17 protein-coding genes, 1 other RNA gene and 1 riboswitch are annotated in these 19,546 nt (G+C 57.7%); of the genes, 8 read left to right on the forward strand and 10 right to left on the reverse strand.

The genetic code is table 11. The annotated features are described in order from the left end of the window. The first annotated feature begins 54 nt into the window (after window positions 1-54). Window positions 55-1,983 (forward strand): elongation factor G, encoded by a 1,929-nt coding sequence (locus AC2FI9_RS14080; RefSeq protein WP_496768453.1) that lies wholly within the window; start codon window positions 55-57, stop codon window positions 1,981-1,983. A 20-nt stretch (window positions 1,984-2,003) separates the two neighbouring features. On the opposite strand, the gene AC2FI9_RS14085 is transcribed toward AC2FI9_RS14080, so the two are convergent. The 5 genes from AC2FI9_RS14085 to AC2FI9_RS14105 form a co-directional block, all read right to left on the reverse strand. Continuing rightward, window positions 2,004-3,581 carry an ABC transporter ATP-binding protein gene (locus tag AC2FI9_RS14085; protein ID WP_496768455.1) on the reverse strand — a complete coding sequence of 526 codons (1,578 nt, stop codon included), beginning with the start codon at window positions 3,579-3,581 and terminating at the stop codon, window positions 2,004-2,006. Next, window positions 3,578-4,684, reverse strand: a complete 1,107-nt coding sequence (locus AC2FI9_RS14090) for an ABC transporter permease (RefSeq protein ID WP_108861177.1) — start codon at window positions 4,682-4,684, stop codon at window positions 3,578-3,580. The genes AC2FI9_RS14085 and AC2FI9_RS14090 overlap by 4 nt, the downstream gene beginning before the upstream one ends. Further along, a complete protein-coding gene (locus AC2FI9_RS14095) occupies window positions 4,685-5,770 on the reverse strand; it encodes a microcin C ABC transporter permease YejB (protein WP_496768457.1) in 1,086 nt (361 codons plus the stop codon). A 9-nt stretch (window positions 5,771-5,779) separates the two neighbouring features. Further along, on the reverse strand, window positions 5,780-7,684 hold the full coding sequence (locus AC2FI9_RS14100) for an extracellular solute-binding protein (protein WP_496768458.1): 1,905 nt from the start codon (window positions 7,682-7,684) through the stop codon (window positions 5,780-5,782). Window positions 7,685-7,858: 174 nt separating this feature from the next. Next, entirely contained in the window at window positions 7,859-8,365 is a 507-nt protein-coding gene (locus AC2FI9_RS14105; protein WP_058272647.1) for a c-type cytochrome, read from the reverse strand. A gap of 119 nt (window positions 8,366-8,484) precedes the next feature. Between AC2FI9_RS14105 and AC2FI9_RS14110 the strand changes: the two genes are divergently transcribed. Further along, a complete protein-coding gene (locus AC2FI9_RS14110) occupies window positions 8,485-9,318 on the forward strand; it encodes a prephenate dehydratase (protein WP_058279807.1) in 834 nt (277 codons plus the stop codon). A gap of 12 nt (window positions 9,319-9,330) precedes the next feature. Here the strand turns inward: AC2FI9_RS14110 and AC2FI9_RS14115 are convergent, their stop codons facing one another. Genes AC2FI9_RS14115 through nudC form a run of 3 tightly spaced genes read right to left on the reverse strand, consistent with a single transcriptional unit; the run spans window position 9,331 to window position 11,313 of the window. Continuing rightward, window positions 9,331-9,798: a GNAT family N-acetyltransferase gene (locus AC2FI9_RS14115; RefSeq protein WP_496768460.1), complete on the reverse strand. Its 468-nt coding sequence runs from the start codon at window positions 9,796-9,798 to the stop codon at window positions 9,331-9,333. A 26-nt stretch (window positions 9,799-9,824) separates the two neighbouring features. After that, a complete protein-coding gene (locus tag AC2FI9_RS14120; protein WP_496726619.1) occupies window positions 9,825-10,292 on the reverse strand; it encodes an SRPBCC family protein in 468 nt (155 codons plus the stop codon). Between the two features lie 40 nt (window positions 10,293-10,332). Next, entirely contained in the window at window positions 10,333-11,313 is a 981-nt protein-coding gene (gene nudC / locus AC2FI9_RS14125; protein WP_496768462.1) for an NAD(+) diphosphatase, read from the reverse strand. 208 nt (window positions 11,314-11,521) lie between these two features. Between nudC and AC2FI9_RS14130 the strand changes: the two genes are divergently transcribed. From AC2FI9_RS14130 to rsgA, 3 genes are all read left to right on the forward strand, one after another. Further along, window positions 11,522-13,351 (forward strand): bifunctional 2',3'-cyclic-nucleotide 2'-phosphodiesterase/3'-nucleotidase, encoded by a 1,830-nt coding sequence (locus AC2FI9_RS14130; protein ID WP_496768464.1) that lies wholly within the window; start codon window positions 11,522-11,524, stop codon window positions 13,349-13,351. A 39-nt stretch (window positions 13,352-13,390) separates the two neighbouring features. Continuing rightward, an RNA gene (ffs, locus tag AC2FI9_RS14135) (signal recognition particle sRNA small type) lies at window positions 13,391-13,489 on the forward strand. Window positions 13,490-13,647: 158 nt separating this feature from the next. Next, window positions 13,648-14,676: a ribosome small subunit-dependent GTPase A gene (rsgA, locus tag AC2FI9_RS14140; protein WP_496768466.1), complete on the forward strand. Its 1,029-nt coding sequence runs from the start codon at window positions 13,648-13,650 to the stop codon at window positions 14,674-14,676. 8 nt (window positions 14,677-14,684) lie between these two features. Here rsgA and AC2FI9_RS14145 read toward each other — a convergent pair whose 3' ends face one another. Further along, window positions 14,685-15,542: an alpha/beta hydrolase family protein gene (locus AC2FI9_RS14145; RefSeq protein ID WP_496768469.1), complete on the reverse strand. Its 858-nt coding sequence runs from the start codon at window positions 15,540-15,542 to the stop codon at window positions 14,685-14,687. 144 nt (window positions 15,543-15,686) lie between these two features. Continuing rightward, window positions 15,687-15,906, forward strand: a riboswitch (cobalamin riboswitch). An 84-nt stretch (window positions 15,907-15,990) separates the two neighbouring features. Here AC2FI9_RS14145 and AC2FI9_RS14150 point away from each other — a divergent pair. Next, complete coding sequence (locus AC2FI9_RS14150) at window positions 15,991-16,398, forward strand: hypothetical protein (RefSeq protein ID WP_282120274.1); 408 nt, start codon at window positions 15,991-15,993, stop codon at window positions 16,396-16,398. A gap of 7 nt (window positions 16,399-16,405) precedes the next feature. Here the strand turns inward: AC2FI9_RS14150 and AC2FI9_RS14155 are convergent, their stop codons facing one another. Further along, window positions 16,406-16,903, reverse strand: a complete 498-nt coding sequence (locus AC2FI9_RS14155; protein ID WP_496768472.1) for a protein-tyrosine phosphatase family protein — start codon at window positions 16,901-16,903, stop codon at window positions 16,406-16,408. Between the two features lie 157 nt (window positions 16,904-17,060). Here AC2FI9_RS14155 and AC2FI9_RS14160 point away from each other — a divergent pair, with 157 nt between their 5' ends. Both AC2FI9_RS14160 and AC2FI9_RS14165 read left to right on the forward strand, forming a co-directional pair. Then, the gene (locus tag AC2FI9_RS14160; protein ID WP_496768474.1) at window positions 17,061-18,812 is read left to right on the forward strand and encodes a DNA polymerase III subunit gamma/tau; all 1,752 of its coding nucleotides are present in this window, start codon (window positions 17,061-17,063) and stop codon (window positions 18,810-18,812) included. A gap of 387 nt (window positions 18,813-19,199) precedes the next feature. After that, window positions 19,200-19,544, forward strand: coding sequence for a YbaB/EbfC family nucleoid-associated protein (locus tag AC2FI9_RS14165; RefSeq protein ID WP_496726610.1), 345 nt, complete (start codon window positions 19,200-19,202; stop codon window positions 19,542-19,544). Window positions 19,545-19,546: the final 2 nt, after the last annotated feature.

Here is a 19,546-nt window from a genome sequence, read left to right on the forward strand (position 1 = left end):
CTCGACCGCCTTTTTCGTGCAGCCGTTCTGCAACTTGAAAGAGGGACTGCATTCATGCGCGTTTTTTCTGTCCTCGGCCCCAGCCACTCGGGCAAAACAACACTGGTCGAGGCCATCAGCCGCCTTGATGGCCGGCCAACCACATTCGACGTTTCCGGAACCGTGCATTTGCACGGTTTTTCTTACTTGGACGAACCCTGGTGTGCCATCGACGTGAATGGTGGCAGCGACACCATGGCTTATGTCGGCCCTGCCATGGCTATCTCGGATGCTGCTGTCGTTGTCGTACCGCCCGACCCGGACGCCGCCGTGCTTTGCGCCCCTTATCTGCGGCTGGTCGAAGAGGCGGGTATTCCCTGCTTTCTGTTCATCAATCGCATGGACACCCCAAACGGACGTATCCGCGATATCATCGCCGCTCTGCAAACCTACTGCACACACCACATCGCATTGCGGCAGGTTCCAATCCGCGATGGCGAGGCGATCATCGGCGCGGTCGACCTGATCTCGGAGCGGGCATGGAAGTATCAGGAAGGGCAACCCTCGGCCCTGATCGAACTTCCGCAGTCCGTCGAAGACCGGGAACAGGAAGCCCGAACCGAATTGCTGGAGACGCTTTCCGATTTCGATGATCATCTGCTAGAACAACTGATCGAGGACAAACAGCCGCCCAGCGCAGAAATCTATGATCTGGCCGCACAGGTTCTGCAAAACCACCAGTTGATACCGGCCTGCCTGGGGTCTGCCAGCCACGGCAACGGGCTGACCCGTTTGATGAAAGCGCTTCGTCACGAAGCTCCAGAATTCAATATCGCCGCCGGGCGGGACGAAGCAGCCGAAGACGTGCGCGCAATTGCCGGGTTCGCGGATGTCAAAAAGCACATCGGAAAAATCATCGTGCTGCGTGGTCTGGGCAAAGGTGTCAAAGCGCATGAAGCCCTGGGCGGGGAAACGGTTGGCAACCTGACGACGCTGGATGCCAAAACCCAGATTTCGGAATTGGAAGCTGGTCAAATCGGGCTAGCCGTGAAATCCGACCACCTCAACCCTGGCAACCTGTACGACAGCACCGGAACCACACCGTTACCGGAATGGGCCGAGGCCCATCCGGCCGCCCATCGGCAAATTGTGTCGCCGGCACATGAACGCGACGATGTACGCCTGTCCAACGCGTTATCCCGACTGGTCGAGATCGACCCCGGACTGCACCTGCAGCACGATGAACTGAGCGGCCATGCGGTTCTGGGATCGCAAGGGCCTCAGCATATGCGCCGGGTCAGCGCCAAGCTGGCTGAAGACTTCGGTATCGAGATTGAGACCCAGACGGTTGAGACGGCCTATCGCGAGACCATCCGCGCACCGATCGAACATCGTCATCGCCACCGCAAACAATCCGGCGGCGCAGGACAATTTGCCGATGTGGTGATCTCGATCGCACCGACCCCACGTGGGGCCGGGTTCGAATTCGAAGAGATCGTCAAAGGGGGCGCTGTGCCCAGAAACTATATCCCATCGGTCGAACACGGGGCCAAGGATGCGCTGGTTCAAGGGCCTGAAGGGTTCCCGGTTGTGGATGTCAAAGTCACGCTCAGCGACGGCAAGCATCACAACGTCGACAGTTCTGACTATGCGTTCCGCACTGCGGGCAAGAACGCGGTTCGAGAGGCTTTGCCGCAGGCGAAACCGGTGGTCCTGCAACCCATCCTGAACGCCGAAATCCACTTGCCCTCGGATTTCGTGGGCGACCTGGTGCCTACAATCAGTTCGCTGCAGGGTCAGGTTCTGGGCTTTGAAGGCAATCCCAACGCGTCTGGATGGGAGATTTTCAATGCCCAACTGCCTGCTGTGGCCGAAGACGAGTTACACCGTACCCTCGCCAGCGCGACACGCGGCACCGGGTGGGTAAAACTGCAATTCGATCATTACGAAGAGCTTCGCGGCCCGGTTCCAAAATCCGCGGCGCGTGAAACAGCGAATGCCTGAAAGCCCCGGGCGGGCTGGTTTCAGCCCGCCGCCGCTATCAGTTCGCGGGTATAGTCTGTCTGGGCGTTTTCAAAAAGGTCTTCGGCCGCGCCCATTTCGATGACGTCACCGTTTCGCATGACAATCACATTGTGGGACATCGCACGCACGACTTTCAGATCGTGGCTGATAAATAGGTAGGCCAGTCCATACTTACGCTGCAAATCGCGCAACAGGTCGACGATCTGAACCTGCACAGTCATGTCCAGGGCGCTGGTCGGTTCATCCAGAACCAGCAATTTGGGCCTGAGGACCATGGCTCGTGCAATGGCAATACGCTGACGCTGCCCGCCCGAGAATTCGTGCGGATAGCGGTCCATCGCAGCCGGGTCCAAGCCCACTTCGGTCATTACTTCGGTCACCAGCTCCCGTGGCGAGCGGTGCGGGTCGACCTTGTGGATCGCCAGCCCCTCGGCAATGATCTGCTGGCAGGTCATCCGCGGGCTGAGGCTGCCGAACGGGTCCTGAAACACAATCTGCATGTCCTTGCGCAAACGCCGCAACTCGCGCGTGGACCAGCGGCGCACGTCCTGATCTCGGAAGGTTATCGCACCTTCGGACGCAATCAATCGCATGATCGCCAACGCCAGCGTTGTCTTGCCCGACCCGCTTTCGCCCACAATCCCTAAGGTTTCACCGGCGCGCACGCTGAGCGTGGCATCATTCACTGCCTTCACATAGCCAACGGTACGTTTCAGGAACCCGCGCTGGATCGGGAACCAGACCTTCAGATGATCGGTGCGCGCCACTTCTTCGGCGTCGGGAGCCACAGGATCGGGATGACCGGATGGTTCCGCCGCCAGCAGCTTGCGCGTATAAGGGTGCTGGGGGTTGTCGAATATCTCCTGGGTCGCGCCAGTCTCGACAATCTCGCCATCCTTCATCACGCAGACCCGATCGGCGATACGGCGCACGATCCCAAGGTCGTGGGTGATGAAAAGCATCCCCATATTCTCAGATTTCTGAAGCTCGGCCAGCAGTTCGAGGATCTGCGCCTGAATGGTTACATCCAGGGCCGTTGTCGGCTCATCCGCGATCAGGATATCGGGTTTGTTGGCAAGTGCCAGGGCGATCATGACGCGCTGGCGTTGGCCACCTGACAATTGATGCGGATAGCTGTCCAGGCGCTCCTCGGGATCGCGAATGCCAACCTTGGTCAGCAGTTCGACGATCCGGGCCCGTGCTGCATCACCTGTCAGACCCTGGTGCAGGGCCAGTGACTCGGCCATTTGTTTCTGGATCGTGTGCAGGGGGTTGAGCGAGGTCATCGGCTCCTGAAAGATGAAGCTGATATCGTTGCCGCGCACATCCATCAGGCGCTGGTCAGACGCGCCGATCATCTCTTGCCCTTCATAGGTGACCGAACCTTCGACAATTGCACTGTCACCCAGCAAAGACACTGTCGACAGCGCAGTGACTGATTTGCCGGATCCGGATTCGCCCACCAGCGCAACCGTTTCACCCCGATCCACAGTAAAGGACACGCCCTTGACTGCTGCGCTCACCTGCCCGTCCTGACGGAACGAGACCTTGAGGTTGTTCACATCCAGCAGGCTCATGAAAAGGTCTTTCTGGGATCAAATGCATCGCGCACGCCTTCGAAGATGAAGACCAGTAGCGACAGCATGATGGCAAAGGTGAAAAAGGCGGTGAATGCCAGCCAGGGTGCCTGAAGGTTCTGTTTAGCCTGCAAAGTCAACTCACCCAAAGACGGGGCGGAAGACGGCAGGCCGAAGCCCAGAAAATCCAGTGAGGCCAGGCCGCCGATGGTGCCCGTCACGATAAAGGGCATGAAGGTCAGCGTTGCGACCATCGCGTTGGGCAGCATGTGGCGGAACATGATTGTCATATTGCCCACACCCAGTGCCCGCGCAGCGCGCACATATTCCAGATTTCTCGCCCGCAGGAACTCGGCGCGCACAACTCCCACAAGCCCGGTCCAGCTGAACAGGATCATCAGCGCGACAAGCAGCCAGAAACTTCGACCCAGAATGGCGAACATGATGATGATGACGTAAAGCGAAGGCGTCGCTGACCAGATTTCGATGATCCGTTGGAAGATCAGGTCCAGCCAGCCGCCAAAAAATCCTTGAATAGCCCCGGCAAAAATTCCCACAAGACTGGCCACACCCGTGACCATAAGCGTGAACAAAATCGACAGTCGGAAGCCATAAATTACACGGGCCAACACGTCGCGCTTGGTGTCATCCGTGCCCAGCAGGTTTTGCCCGTTGGGTGGCAGCGGCGCTGCACCGGGGCGATCAACGCTGGTGTTGAAGGAATACGGGATCAACGGCCAGACGGCCCAGCCACGCTCGTACCCCTCTGCCTGGAATGTACCGGCCTTGATTTCGTCGATAATCCCCTCGGGATCGTCAAAACAGTCTTCGATGCCACCGCTGTCGATCAAACACTGAACCTCGGGGTCGCGATAGATCGCCTCGGTCTGGAAATCGCCGCCGAATTCGGTTTCCGCGTAGAAATTGAAGATCGGCGTATAAAACTCACCGCGGTATTTAACGAGGATTGGTTTGTCGTTGGCGATGAACTCGGCGAACAGAGAAAGGCCGAAAAGGACGGAAAAGACCATCAGCGACCAGAATGCACGCCCGTTACGACGAAAATTGCGCCAGCGGCGCTGGTTGAGTGGGGAAAGTGCCATTTACCCCTCCCGCTTTTCGAAATCGATGCGCGGGTCGACCAGCACATACATCAGGTCACTGATGATGCCGACAACCAACCCCATCAAGCCAAATATGAAAAGTGTGCCGAAAATCACTGGATAGTCGCGTGCAACGGCTGCCTCAAAACCCAGACGGCCCAGACCGTCAAGCGAGAAGATCGTTTCGATGATGATCGACCCCCCGAAGAAGACGCCGATGAAAACCGCAGGAAATCCGGCGATTACGATCAGCATCGCGTTGCGGAAAACATGGCCGTACAGAACCTGACTTTCGCTCAAACCCTTGGCGCGGGCGGTCATGACATATTGTTTTTTGATCTCGTCCAGGAACGAGTTCTTGGTCAGCAGAGTCAGCGTCGCAAAGGCCGAAATCGTCAGCGCGATTATCGGCAGGGCAATGTGCCAGAAGTAATCAACGACTTTGCCAAACAGGCTGAGGCTGTCCCAGTTGTCCGAGGTCAGCCCCCGGAGCGGGAATATCTGCCAATAAGATCCCCCAGCAAACAGAACCAACAGCAGGATCGCAAACAAGAAGCCGGGAATAGCATAGGCTACGATGATCGCGCCACTGGTCCAGGTATCAAACTGTGACCCGTCCTTAATCGCCTTGCGAATACCCAGCGGGATCGACACCAGATACGCGATCAGCGTGGACCACAGTCCCAGCGAGATCGACACCGGCATCTTCTCCAGCACCAGATCGGTTACGCTGATCGACCGAAAATAGCTCTCACCGAAATCCAGTGTCAGGTAATTGCCCATCATGTTGAGGAACCGCTCAACCGGAGGTTTGTCGAACCCGAATTCCTTTTCCAGCTCTTCGATAAACTCGGGCGGAAGGCCACGCGCACCGATGTAGCGATCATTCGTGCCGCCGGTTTGCTGCTCGATGTCACTGCCGCCGCCAGCGATTCCTTCGAACACATCACCGCCACCTTCCAACTGGGCGATGATCTGTTCAATCGGTCCGCCAGGAACGAACTGAACCAGCGTGAAGTTGACGATCATAATCCCAAGCAGGGTTGGGATGACCAGCAACAGTCGTCTAAGAATATATGCTCCCATGGGGGCGGATTACCTCAAGGCGCCGGAGGATTTCAACTCGGCTTCTTTCTCTTCGTTGATCCACCAGAGGTCTTCAACACCCAATGCATAAGGCGGCAGATTTTCCGGATATTCATACATGTCCCAGTAGGCAACCCAGTGCTTGCCCAGATACCAAGTGGGAACCATGATCCGCTTGGCGCGCAGGACGCGGTCCAGCGCCCGAACGTTGGCGAACAGCTCTTCGCTGTCTTCGGCGGATGCGATGTTGTCGATCAGCGGTTCGATGTCCGGACCATGCACACCCGACGGGTTGAAGACCGAGTATGAGGCCGCTTCGGTTCCGAATTGCTGATACAACCCTGTCGACGGCTGCAACGACCGCGGGTACCCGCCAACAATCATGTCGAAATCGCGGTCCCGGCGGCGCAAGGTGAACTGGGCGTTGTCCACCCGATTGTAACTTGCATCAATCCCCATTGCCCGCAAATTGGCGACGAAAGGTTGAATGAGCCTGTCCAGCGTTGGCTGGTCAGACAGAAATGCAATGGACAGCACCTCGCCCTTGTCGTTTCGGCGAATGCCGTCATCCCCAACAAGCCAGCCAGCTTCGTCCAGCAGTTTCATCGCCTTGCGCAAGTTGCCACGGTCATTTTGGCGGGCGGCCCGGGATTCATGCGCCGAGACGGGTTCCTCGGTCAGGATGGCAGGGTCCAGCGCGTCGCCCAGTTCTTGCAACACCTCAAGCTCGCGCCCTTCGGGCAGGCCGGTCGCCTCAAGATGCGTTCCTTCCCAGAACGAACTACGCTGCTGGAATAACCCATATTGCAGGCTCTCATTCGTCCATTCGAAGTTATACGCCAGCTGAATAGCTTCGCGAACACGGGGGTCCTGAAACTTTGGCCGGTCAAGGTTCATGATGAAGCCCGACGCCGACGGTACATTTCCGTCTGCCAGTTCAGCCCGAACGACAGAGCCATTCGCAATTGCCGGGAAATCATAGGCCGTTGCCCAGCTTTTTGAGTTGTTTTCCTGTCGAAGCGTAAATGTGCCTGCCTTGAACCCCTCCATCGCAGCGATGGAATCGGCGAAATACTCAACGCGGATGGTGTCAAAGTTGTTGCGGCCCACATTGACGTTGACGTCGTTGCCCCAATAATCGGGGTTGCGGTTGTACACGATGCGCCGGTTGATGTCATAATCATCCAGAACATACGGTCCCGAGCCAATACCCGGATCCAGCCGCGACTTGTCCAACCGGCGGTTTTCAGGGTCTTCCTCGAACCATTTCTTTGAGAAAATCGAAGTGGCCCCAACTTGGGAAATCCGGCCTCGGCGAGGGAAGTCCGGCGAGAAGTAGAACTTTACACGATGGGTATCCAGCGCCTCGGCCTTGGGGATCCGTTGGCGAATTGCGTCGGCATAAGATTTCAGCCCTTGGTCCAGCAGCAGATTATGGGAAAACACCACATCCTCGGCCGTCACCGGTGTGCCGTCGGAAAACCGCGCCTCGGGGCGGATATTGAAGATCACCCACTCATAACTTTCGGGGTATTCGAGACTTTCGGCGAGCAGTCCATAATAGGCAGCTGGTTCGTCATAGGATGGAATCAGCAGGCTTTCGTAGTGATCTGCCGACCGCGCACCAGCCCGGCCCTGCCTGGTATAGGGATTAAAGCTGTCGAACGTGCCTTGCGCCGCATAGGAGAGCTCTCCACCACGTGGCGCATCCGGATTCACATAGTCGAAATGCGCAAAGCCGTCCGGATACTTCAAATCACCAAATTCCGAGAACCCGTGTGATTTGATGATCTTTTCCTCAGCAAAAAGTTGAGTTGCAGCGGCTGCACAGAGCAATGCCCCCAAAGCCAGAATGTGAACTAAGCGTCCGAAATCCCTTGTTCGCGTTAAAGCGGTAACTCGATTGGATTTCATGTGGTTCATCCCCTGCTCGTTGACGTCTTTAATATTGTTTGCGCCAGCTAAAAGACCAGCACTGCCAGTTTCAAGTTTAGAGTGCGTGAACACTTTGTGAAGATTTACTTAGACAAAAAATAAAGCCGCTGCACGGGGCAGCGGCTTTTGAATGCGTCAAAACTGAGCGAAAGATCAGTTGATGGTCTGCAGATAGGCAATCAGGTCGGCCCGTTCCTGCGGTTTTTTCAGACCCGCAAAGCTCATCGATGTACCTGAGATATAGGCACTGGGGCGGGTCAGGAACGCATCCAGCGCTTCGGGTGTCCAATTGCCGCCATGGGCTTGCATCGAAGCTGAGTAGCCAGTGAAACCTTTGGCTGAAGCAACCGGGCGATCCACGATTGCAAACAGGTAGGGGCCAGTGCCGTTGGCGCCGTCTTCCAGCTTGTGGCAGGCAGTACACTTACGGAAAACCCGCGCGCCCTTATCTGGGTCTGCGGCGGCCAGCATATCTTCGAACACCACTTCTTCGCCGTCAGCGCTTTCACCGGAGCTTTCGGTTTCGATAATATACGAGGCCGTCTCACCATGCCCATCCGCATGGTAAAGCACTTCGGCACCCCATTTGGCCAAAAGCAGCACCAGGAAGGTGCCAAACAGGCCTGCTGCGGCCTTGGTAACTGTCATCGTGTCGAACATTGATCGCGAGTCCATTTCAGCTGTCTGCGGGGTGTCTAAGGCTTCCCCTTACAAGAGGCAAGGTATAGACACCGCGACTAAACGCCCAATTATCGAACTTGTTGCACGGAATCGACCAAATGACCAAACGTATTGCATTTCAGGGAGAACCCGGCGCCTACAGCCACGAGGCCTGCCGTAATGCCCGCCCCGATATGGAGGCCCTGCCCTGCCGGACTTTCGAAGATGTGATCGAATCGGTGCGCGCAGGTGAGGCTGAATTGGCAATGCTGCCGGTCGAAAACACCACGTATGGCCGGGTCGCCGATATCCACCGTTTGCTTCCCCACAGCGGGCTGCACATCATCGAAGAAGCGTTCGTGCGCGTTCACATCAACCTTCTTGCCGTTCCAGGGGCCAAAATTGAGGATGTCACCGAGGCACACTCGCACCTGGTTCTGCTACCGCAATGCGCCGGGTTTTTGAAAGAACACAACATCAAGGGACGTGTCAGCCCCGACAACGCGCGTGCGGCCCGCGAGGTCTCGGAACAAGGCGAGGTGCATTCAGCAGCATTGGCCAGCGAGTTGGCCGGCGAAATCTACGGCTTGAACGTACTGGCCCGACACATTGAAGACCGCGACAACAACACCACGCGCTTTCTGGTGATGTCACAGCAGGCCGACATGTCACGCCGCGGAGAACACGGCATGATCACCAGTTTTGTTTTTCAGGTGCGCAACATTCCGGCTGCGCTTTACAAGGCGATGGGTGGGTTTGCGACCAACGGCATCAACATGACCAAGCTGGAAAGCTACATGGTCGATGGCTCGTTCACTGCGACCCAGTTTTATGCCGATATCGTGGGCCACCCGGACGACCGGAACGTACAGTTGGCGATGGAAGAACTGGAACACTTCACCACGAATGTCGAGATTTTGGGCGTCTACCCAGCGGCTCAACCGCGCGGCTGAAGCGACCCCGGCTCAAGTCACGGTGAAGCTTTTGCACAGAGCAACCTCGTGCCGCCGGTAATCCACAAATCCCATCGCCGAATAATAGGCCAGTCCTTCGGCGTTTGTGGCCGAAATGGTTGCATCAATGGCCGGTAGGCCACTCTGCCGTGCCTCCAAGAGCGTTGCACGAAACAGGGCGCGCCCGACACCGCGCCGGGCGGCAGACGGGCGAATATGCGTTCCAATGACGCCCCATCCGACCGGAGCACCATATGGGTTGTTATCGACCGCCCATTTCAGTGATTGAAACCCCAGGATCTGTTCCCCTTGAACAGCGACTGAACATCTGATCCGGTCGGGGTCGGCCACGTAATGCTCGCGAGCAAAATCAACGTCGCAGCGCTTATTACGCTTTCCGGCCGCTGCGATGTCCTGCAGTACCTCTGAGATACCTTGGGCATCCGTCAACACCGCCTCACGAACACTAAAGCTATCCATCTCGTTCTCACCAAGGCATTGGGTAATCAGCCACCATGAATGTGGCGTTGTTCCAATTCCCGTGCGAACTCGGTCAGGCGCAACTGAAATTGTCGGCGAAACCGGGATTGCCCAAGCCGGAGCGATTGTAACAGCAGCCGCGCAGGCAGGGATTTGGCTGACAGGGACATATCAACACTAAGACGCGTGCGACGCTGCGACAGGGCCAAAAGCTCGATCGTGGTGATGCCGTTCATCCCCTTGCTTGCCGCTTCGAACCGCATCAGCGAAGGCGGGTCGCATTCGGCCATCTGCACGGAAATCTGACGTGGCTTTCCGCGCAACCTGAATTCTGTTTCCCAACTGGTGCCCGGAACAACGCCCAATTCGCCCGAAATCCGCCGAACCTCGATCCCACGCCGCATTGCGATCCGTTCGAATCGGTCAAAGTCGGCCACCATTTCGAACACCGAGTTGATGGGAGCTTCGATATCTTCGCGCACTGTAAACTGCATTGTGGTTCGGGGTTCTCTCGCTTTTCAGAACAGTATTTTGTCAGTCCAACGTATCCGCAAGCCAGTTCTGCAAAAGAAAATGCGCAATCGCTCCCTTGCGGGCTGGCAGCAAAACGGGGTGTTCGCCGGCAAAGGCCTGCATCATCTCGGATTTGGTAACCCACATCGCATCTTCGATTTCGACTGGATCGATGGTGATGGCGCGCGACAGCGCCTCACCGGCGCAGCCGAACATCAACGAGGCCGGAAACGGCCAGGGCTGGCTGGACAGATAACGGACCTCACCCACGGGCACCCCGGCTTCTTCCATCACTTCGCGTCGGACTGCAGCCTCAAGCGTTTCACCCGGCTCAACAAACCCTGCCAACAGCGAATACATCCCTTCTGGCCAGCCCGGCGAACGCCCCATCAGAACTGAATCGCCATGGGTAATCAACATGATGACGACCGGATCGGTACGTGGAAAATGCTGTCCACCACAGGACGGACAACTGCGCTGCCACCCCGCCTGCGCAAGTTCACTGGCTGCGCCGCACCGGGCGCAAAACCGATGCGTTTCGTGCCATGCAGTCACCGCCTTGGCCGAGGCCGCCAGTTCGGCGTCACGCGTCGACAAACGGGTCATGATCCGACGCAGTTCGGCAAAGACATGGCCGTGGGGCAAGTCCGGGTGCTGTTGCTCTGACTTATCAATAAAGCCTCCGACACCGGACACGTCCAACCCATCAGCCGTCCAGTCCGAAATATCAAAGGCAAACACAGGCGCGTTGTCTGACAGCCCCAGGAATACAGGCTGCTCGACAGAACCTCCTGGCCCGGTTTCGACCAGCTTATGTGACATCGCAATCAGCCCCAACTGATCCAGCGCCCCACCCTGAACCAAAACCTTACCGCGCCACAACAGCAGGCATTTTGCATCGGGATGCGTTCGCGCCCGCGCGACCGCATCAGCATCTCCACGAATATGCGCCGCACGATCCAGCCCCGAGCTACCAAACGTCACATATTCCGCGTTTTTCATAAGTTATCCTTAGGCTTGCTCCGCATAGGGCTGCCATGTCGGTCAATCAGTTGCAACGGTGTTTCACCCCCAAAATCACAGGTCGCCATCGAATGAACACAGCTAAGCCTTGCAATTCACTGTGATTAATCTTTTTGTTGAAAATGACTAAGACAAAACTGCCAAAAGTAGAAATTTGAAACCTTCCCCTTCTCTGCCATCGCAGACCGTGCAGATCCGAATACTGGCCACCACGGATCTTCATATGAACTTGAGGGGTTTTGATTACTATTCTGACACCCCTGAACCCACAATCGGCCTGACTCGAACCGCCAGCCTGATCCGTGAAGCCCGAACTGAGGCGCAGGCGGAAGGCTCAACCGTGCTGCTTTTTGACAACGGCGATTCGCTGCAGGGAACTCCGGTTGGGGACCTGGCCGCCGAGCAGGCTGATAAGCCGCATGCGCTGATGCAGGCCTTTGGCGCGTTAGAGTATGATGCGATCGGGTTGGGCAATCATGATTTCGGGTTCGGTCAAGATATACTGGACCGCATCCTTTCGCAGGCCCCCTGTCCGGTGGTTTGCAGCAATGTTCATCGCCCGGGTGCCAACGAGGTCTGGCAGGATCAGGCAGTTCTAACCCGCCGGGTTGAGGTCGCGGGGCACCAAGCCTCGCTAACCGTCGGCGTCTTCTCGGTCGTTCCGCCGCAGACCCGGAATTGGGAATCTCATCGGCTGGGTAATGACGTCCGGATAGACGACATTCTGACCTGCGCGCGCATTAAAGTGTCAGAGCTTCGATCCCACGGCTGCGACGTGATCATCGCGCTTGCCCATACGGGGCTGGGGTCCGTCGACCCCGCGCCCGATCTTGAAAACGCGATAATCCCCCTTGCCGCGATTGAAGGCATTGACGCCATCATCGCCGGGCACACGCATCTGACCTTGCCGGGGAAGTCACACGCTGGGCTGGAACACGTCGATGCCACTGGCGGTATGGTGCATGGCACACCTGTTGTCATGCCGGGATCTGCCGGATCTCATCTTGGCGTGATTGATCTGACGCTGTTTGCCTCGGCAGAAAAGGGCTGGTCGGTCGCGGCTCATCGCACTGAACTGCGCCCGGTCTCAGGTGCTGAACCTTCGGCCGAAGACACGCTGTTGGTGGCGCTATTTTCGGATGTGCATTCCGCAACACGAAAACGGGCCGACGAACCGATTGGGCATACGGATCAGCACCTGCACAGCTATTTCAGCTTTTGCGCCAAGGATCGAGGGCTTGCGATGGTGGCCGCAGCACAGGCTTCGGCCGTGCGCCAGATCCTGAAGGGCACACCCCATGAAGCGACACCATTGCTGTCTGCCGTAGCGCCTTCGAAATTCGGCGGTCGCGCCGGGCCTCGCTTTTACTCGGACATTCCTGCGGGCGTAATGCGCATGCGCCACGTGGCCGATCTGAACATCTTTCCAAACGAACTTCGTTCGGTCGCGGTGTCAGGAGAGCACATCAGAGATTGGCTTGAAATGTCTGCGGGCGTTTTCAATCAGGTGAAACCCGGCGCGCAAACTGAATTGGTCAATCCTGATCGAGCCGGACACAATTTCGATGTTCTGTTCGGGCTAAGCTACGTGATCGACCTCAGCGTACCGCCTCGGTTCGATGCGGAAGGGCGACTGGTAAATCCGGCATACCGGCGCATCTCAGATCTTCGTTTCCAGGGCCACGCAGTGACGGCCGAACACCGCTTTGTCGTTGCACTGAACAATTACCGCGCCAGCGGCGGTGGACATTTTCCGTTCATACAAGACGCCGAAGTCATCAACGTTCCAGCCTTGCCGATCCAACACGCGTTGAAGGGCTACCTGACCGGTGCAATGCCCACAGAATCGCTGGAACAAGGTCCCTGCCCATTCCGTTTTGCGCCCATGCCAGGGTCCACTGTCCTGTTGAAGACCGGTCCAAAGGCACAGCGTCATCTCGCGGACATCGCAGAGTTCAGCCCAAAGCTGGCTGGCACGGATGCCGAGGGGTTTTTGCACATACAACTGTCACTGTGACGGGTTGTCATCTCTGCGTGTCTTCCCTATATCAAAATTCGAGAGGTTGGCGCGGGCGAGCGCCTCGCCAACCTGGTCAGGTCCGGAAGGAAGCAGCCACAACGAGCCCCGCTTGGGTCGATGTCCAACCTCTCACTTACTTGAACCGCTAGCCGCAGGAGGGCTTTTATGATTGTAGCAAAAACCCTTCAGGCAAAGCGTTTCTGAGGCCGACCCTCACACCTGCCTGAACACATTACCGCTGGATGCGCGACCGCCATCCAGACGGATTGCTGTACCTGAACACAGGCAGAACAATGTCTTTTACACTTTCGGACCTGGGATGGTCCTCACACTTTGCCGCCCAACATGCGGCCAATCCTTCGTGCGTTCCCTTTCGCATCACAGCCGTTCACCGTGATCGTCTGATCGGTGCAAACATCAACGGTGAAACACCTCTGCTCACCCTGGCCCAGCCGACGGGCGACTTCGCCGTCGGCGACTGGGTATTGGCGGATGATCATAACCGCGTTCAACAGCTGCTGGAACGCCGCAGCCTTTTGAAACGCCGCGCCGCCGGAACCGGGGCCCAGGCTCAGTTGATTGCTGCTAATGTGGATGTGCTGTTCATCGTCAGTTCCTGCAATGCTGACTTCAATCTGGCCCGACTGGAACGGTATTTGGCTTTGGCACACCAGGCCGGGTGCTATCCGGTGATCGTTCTAACCAAGGCCGATACCTGCGCCGATCCTGATAATTTCTCCAAAGCAGCCGAGTCGCTGGCTCCGTTTTTGACCGTGCTGGCTATCAATGCTTTGGATGCCCTGGACGTGCAGCAAGTTCTGTCCTGGTGCTCCACCGGGCAGACTGCCGCAATGGTCGGCTCATCCGGTGTCGGCAAGACAACATTGGTCAACGCCATGACGGGCCTGGATGAGGCAACGTCCGGCGTTCGCGCGGACGACGCGCGCGGGCGGCACACGACAACTGCCCGCGCGTTGCATCCGATGCAGAACGGCGGATGGCTGGTCGATACACCCGGCATGCGGGCTTTGCGGTTGCTGGATGCGCAGGATGGCGTCGATGAGGTCTTTTCTGACATTCTGGAATTGGCTCAGACCTGCCGCTTTTCCGATTGTCAGCATCAGGCCGAGCCGGGCTGCGCCGTGCAGGATGCGATTGCAAACGGATCACTGGACACCGAGCGGTTGGAGCGCTGGCGAAAGCTGCGGCGCGAAGATGAAAGGAACTCGGAAACCGTTGCGCAGTCTCGTGCGCGCGACAAGGCCTTTGGTAAGATGGTACGATCGGTGATGCAGGACAAGAAATCCCGCAAAAAGCTGTAAGTACCGGCTCAGGCGATTAACCGGGGCCATATGGCCGCATTTCGGCGCGCAAATGCGCCGATGTGACCGACCTCGGCCAATCCAAAGTCTTTCGGCGACAACTGATGCCGGCGGGCTTTGGGACCGTAAAGATCGGCCAGGCGCCAAACCGCGTTCGGGGGCACCACCTGATCATCGTCCATTGTGAACAGATCGACGGGTGTTTCCGACGCAGCCCAACGGGCGTCTGGAAGGCTTTTGCCGATATCCGGCACATAGCTCAGCGCAGCGGTGCACCATTTGCGCCACTGCCAGTAGACACGTGCCGGAAGGTCCGAGCCGAACCCAAGTGCCTTGCCCGGCAGGTATCCCAATGCCTTAACCAGCAATGGCGGGTGGGCATACCAGAACATTGTCGCCAGTGCGCGATACGGCCAGGGGTGGTCGGATACCGTCACCAAACCTGAACAGACACAGATCATCCGGTCGATCTGCTCAATATCGGGCTGAATTGGCCCCAGCATTCCACCCACCGAATGGCCAATGCTCCACTGCTGGGCGGCGGGAAATCTGCGCCGCATTTCGGCGCGAGCAGCGGGCATGTCGATCAACGCCCAGTCAGCCATCGTGGCCTGCGAATCGCGCAGGCGCCCGTGTAGAGAGTGGCCAAAATCGCGATAGTCATAGGTCAGACAGGCCATACCCTGTTCTTCCACCAACCACCGCGCAAAATGCTGGTAATAGTCGCGCGGTACGCCTGTGGCTGCATGGACTACAACCGCCACATCAGGTGCCGAGGCAGGCATATACAGCCGTGCCGACAGTTCGGCCTCTCCGGCAGAAAACGTGAAATCTTCGGTCAAAACGACCGGAGTGTTGTCCAACATGGTGCCCTCGCAAGCATCTGAACTATTCGGTTCACATATGGCATATCGGCGCTTTTGCGCGACTAGAGTCAACAGATTTTCAAAGTGACCAAGCGTCCACTTGAACGATGGAAAACAGCCCGCTTGACTCAAGCCACCTACAACCGCTAGCGATGAGGTGATGGTTCTCGTCCTTATATTGGGGCGGGATGAAAAGGGAACTCGGTGCGGTCCAGCCCGGCAATGCCGGAACAGACCAAGGCCGCGACTGCCCCCGCAACTGTAAGCGGTAAGCAATGCCGAAATACCACTGGCCGAAAGGCTGGGAAGGTCGGCAAAGCAATGACCCGCAAGTCAGGAGACCTGCCATCAAAGTAAAAACCGAAACTCGGGCGGGGTGTCCGGGCAGGTCTTCAGTACGCTGAGTTCCCTGTTCCACGTCCCCCGCTCACCGCGCGGAGGGCGCATTATGATCTGGAAGACAACGACCCACGAATTCACCGCCACCCTGTGCCAGAAAACGGGGAAAACATGCCCCGCATTGGCCCAAATGGCTCGGGCATTGGCCGAGGCGATGGCAACAGCACAACCAATGACGACCAGCGAATTTGAGGTGGACGGCTCCAGCGAACTGACCCATTGCGATGAGGGTTGCACCGCACGGTTTCGCGCCAGCCCGGCCCGGATCAGGGTCTATTGCGGGGCAAACACGGGCGACTCGGCCGACACGTTGGACGAATACGCCGATATGATGTTCAACCCTGACTTTTCCACTCTGCCTGCTGGTGTTTTGGCGGCCTTGCCTTGCGCCATGCTTCAGGCATCGGCCCTTGCACCGCGTCCATCGCATCAGGTTGTTCAACAAGCCACGGCCTGATCCTAGTTCACCGATCGCTCTGGGCCGGTTTCATGGCCCAAGCCATCTGCTCATCCGTTTCCACCGCGCATGGTCGGGCCAAGCGCAGCCGGTTTAGCGCGTGGTTTGGATCTTCACCGCTTTCCACCATGAGCCTCAGCGCGACCATCCCCGACCGCCCACAACCGCCCCGGCAATGCACCAGCACGCGTCCACCGTCGGACAGCACCTGCCGGGCGGCTGCGCTGGCGTCGGGCCAAAGAGTTTCGATTGGCAGGGGCGGCGTGCCAAAATCCTCGACCGGAAGATGCACCCAGGTCGCGGACCTGCTTTGAACGTCTCGACCAAAACCGCCTGCGCCGACCTGCCGCATCTCGGCCTCGGTGGTCATTGAAATCACCAGATCGGGGTTCCAGTCCTGTATCACCCTCAGATCATCCACATACCCACTGCCGCCGCTAGGCAAGGGGGACAGCGCCAAGGTGCCTGTGCCAACAGGCAGCGCGTAGATTGCAAATTTTGCCAAAGCTTATGCTCCTACTGCCACCGGCCCACCAGATTTTGACAGCCTATTTATCCCGCTTACAGACGCTGTCCAAACCGAAATTCCACAAAGCATGCTGTGGACGCGGGCGGCCCGGGTCTCTACGCTGCATTTCTGACACGAATCTGACAGAGCAGACATGACCGAAACGCCCAGCCCCGCCTATCAGGTTCTTGCCCGCAAGTACCGCCCTGAAACCTTTGCAGATCTGGTTGGACAGGACGCAATGGTGCGCACGCTGAAAAATGCGTTCGAAGCGGATCGGATCGCGCAGGCCTTTATCATGACCGGTATTCGCGGCACCGGCAAAACCACCACTGCCCGGATTATCGCCAAAGGTATGAACTGCATCGGTCCCGATGGTGAAGGCAAGCCAACGACCGAACCTTGTGGTCAGTGCGAGCATTGCGTTGCCATCATGGAAGGCCGGCATGTCGACGTGATGGAGATGGACGCCGCCAGCCGCACCGGCGTGAACGATATCCGCGAGATCATCGACAGCGTTCGCTATCGTGCCGCCAGTGCGCGTTATAAGATTTACATCATCGACGAAGTTCACATGCTGTCGACCAGCGCTTTCAATGCGCTGCTCAAAACGCTTGAGGAACCGCCCGAACATGTAAAGTTCATCTTTGCGACGACCGAAATCCGCAAGGTCCCGGTGACAGTGCTGTCGCGCTGCCAGCGGTTTGACCTGCGCCGGATCGAACCCGAAGATATGATCGGTCTGCTCAACAAGATCGCCGCGGCGGAAAACGCACAGATCGCCGAAGACGCGCTTGCTTTGATCACACGTGCGGCCGAAGGCTCTGCCCGCGATGCGACCTCGCTGTTGGATCAGGCGATCTCACATGGTGCAGGGGAAACCAGCGCCGATCAGGTTCGGGCAATGTTGGGCCTTGCAGATCGCGGGCGCGTGCTGGATCTGATGGACATGATCCTGCGTGGCGATGCGGCTGGGGCATTGACTGAGTTGAGCGGCCAGTATGCCGAAGGGGCCGACCCGCTGGCCGTGCTGCGCGATCTGGCCGAGATCACCCATTGGGTTTCCGTGGTCAAAATCACGCCCGATGCCGCCGATGACCCCACCGTCTCACCGGATGAACGTGCGCGCGGTCAACAGATGGCCGAGGCGCTGCCGATGCGGGTGTTGACGCGGATGTGGCAGATGTTGCTGAAAGCGCTGGAGGAGGTCTCTGCAGCACCCAACGCGATGATGGCCGCCGAAATGGCAATCATTCGTCTGACTCATGTGGCCGATTTGCCAAGCCCCGAAGAACTTATCAAACGACTACAGGATGCGCCTCCACCCCCACCGAACGGGGGACCTGGCGGTGGTGTGGCTGTGCCAACTCATGCACCTACGCAGGCGACTTCCTCTACGCATCTCTCGGCCCAGCGCGGGCCGGCAGGGGCACCCACCGCAGCGCTTGCTCAGGACATCCAGACCGCGCTGGCACGCTATCCAACCTTCGAACACGTGGTCGAGTTGATCCGCACCAACCGGGACGTAAAACTGTTGGTTGAGGTCGAAAACGGTGTGCGTCTCGTCTCGTATTCCCCGGGACGGATCGAGTTCACGCCGACGGACAAAGCGCCGACCGATCTGGCGCAAAGGCTTGGTTCAGCCTTGCAACGCTGGACCGGAAACCGATGGGCCGTCTCAATCGTGGCCGATGGGGACGCGGCAACAATCGCCGAGGTTCGAGACGCGGCTGATCTGGCGTTGAAAGCGCAGGCCGAACAACACCCATTGGTTCAAGCCGTTCTGATGCAGTTTCCCAAAGCGCGCATCAAACGGATCGAAACCCCGGAGGAACGCGCCGCCAAGGTAGAAACCGAAGCACTGCCTGAGGTCGAAGACGAATGGGACCCGTTCGAGGAGGATTAACACCTGCACTTTGCACACATCGATGCGGTCTATTACGAAGCATGCGAAGTATTTAACCCTGGCTGGGATGGCGAACCGGTTAGCGAATTGGTCGAAGCAGTTGCTCTCACCTTGCATCCGGTATCCATGGTCTTGCTGGTGTTGTCTGCTATAGCAATCTGGCGCGGAAACCTATGGATCGCATTGGCGACGTCCTTCGCTTGGGCGATTTGGGCGGCTCACATTTTTGTCGACGACTTGATGGATGACTCGCGTAGATCGGCGGCAGACATCGGGTGCATCGGTCATTCCAGCCTGATCATAGGGCTGACAATTGCGCTATGTGCGTCGATGACACTTTACGCTGTATATGTTCGCCTAAGGCGATCACAATTTAGGAGACAGTAAATGCTCAAAGGACTCGGCGGTCTGGGCGATATGGCCAAGATGATGAAATCCGCACAGGATTTGCAGACCAAGATGACGGATATGCAGGAAGAGCTGAACAACATGATGGTTGTGGGCGAATCCGGTGCGGGGCTGGTGAAGGCTACCGCCACCGCAAAAGGCGAGCTGAAGGGTTTGGACATCGATCCGTCGATCTTCAACGGCGACGATAAAGAGGTTGTCGAAGATCTGATTCTGGCCGCTATCAAGGACGCGCAAACCAAAGCGGCCGAGCGCTCTCAGGCCGAGATGGCAAGGCTGACCGAAAGCATGGGTCTGCCCGCAGACATCAAGCTGCCGTTCTGATA

This window comes from Ruegeria sp. CDSA246, from assembly GCF_059611225.1.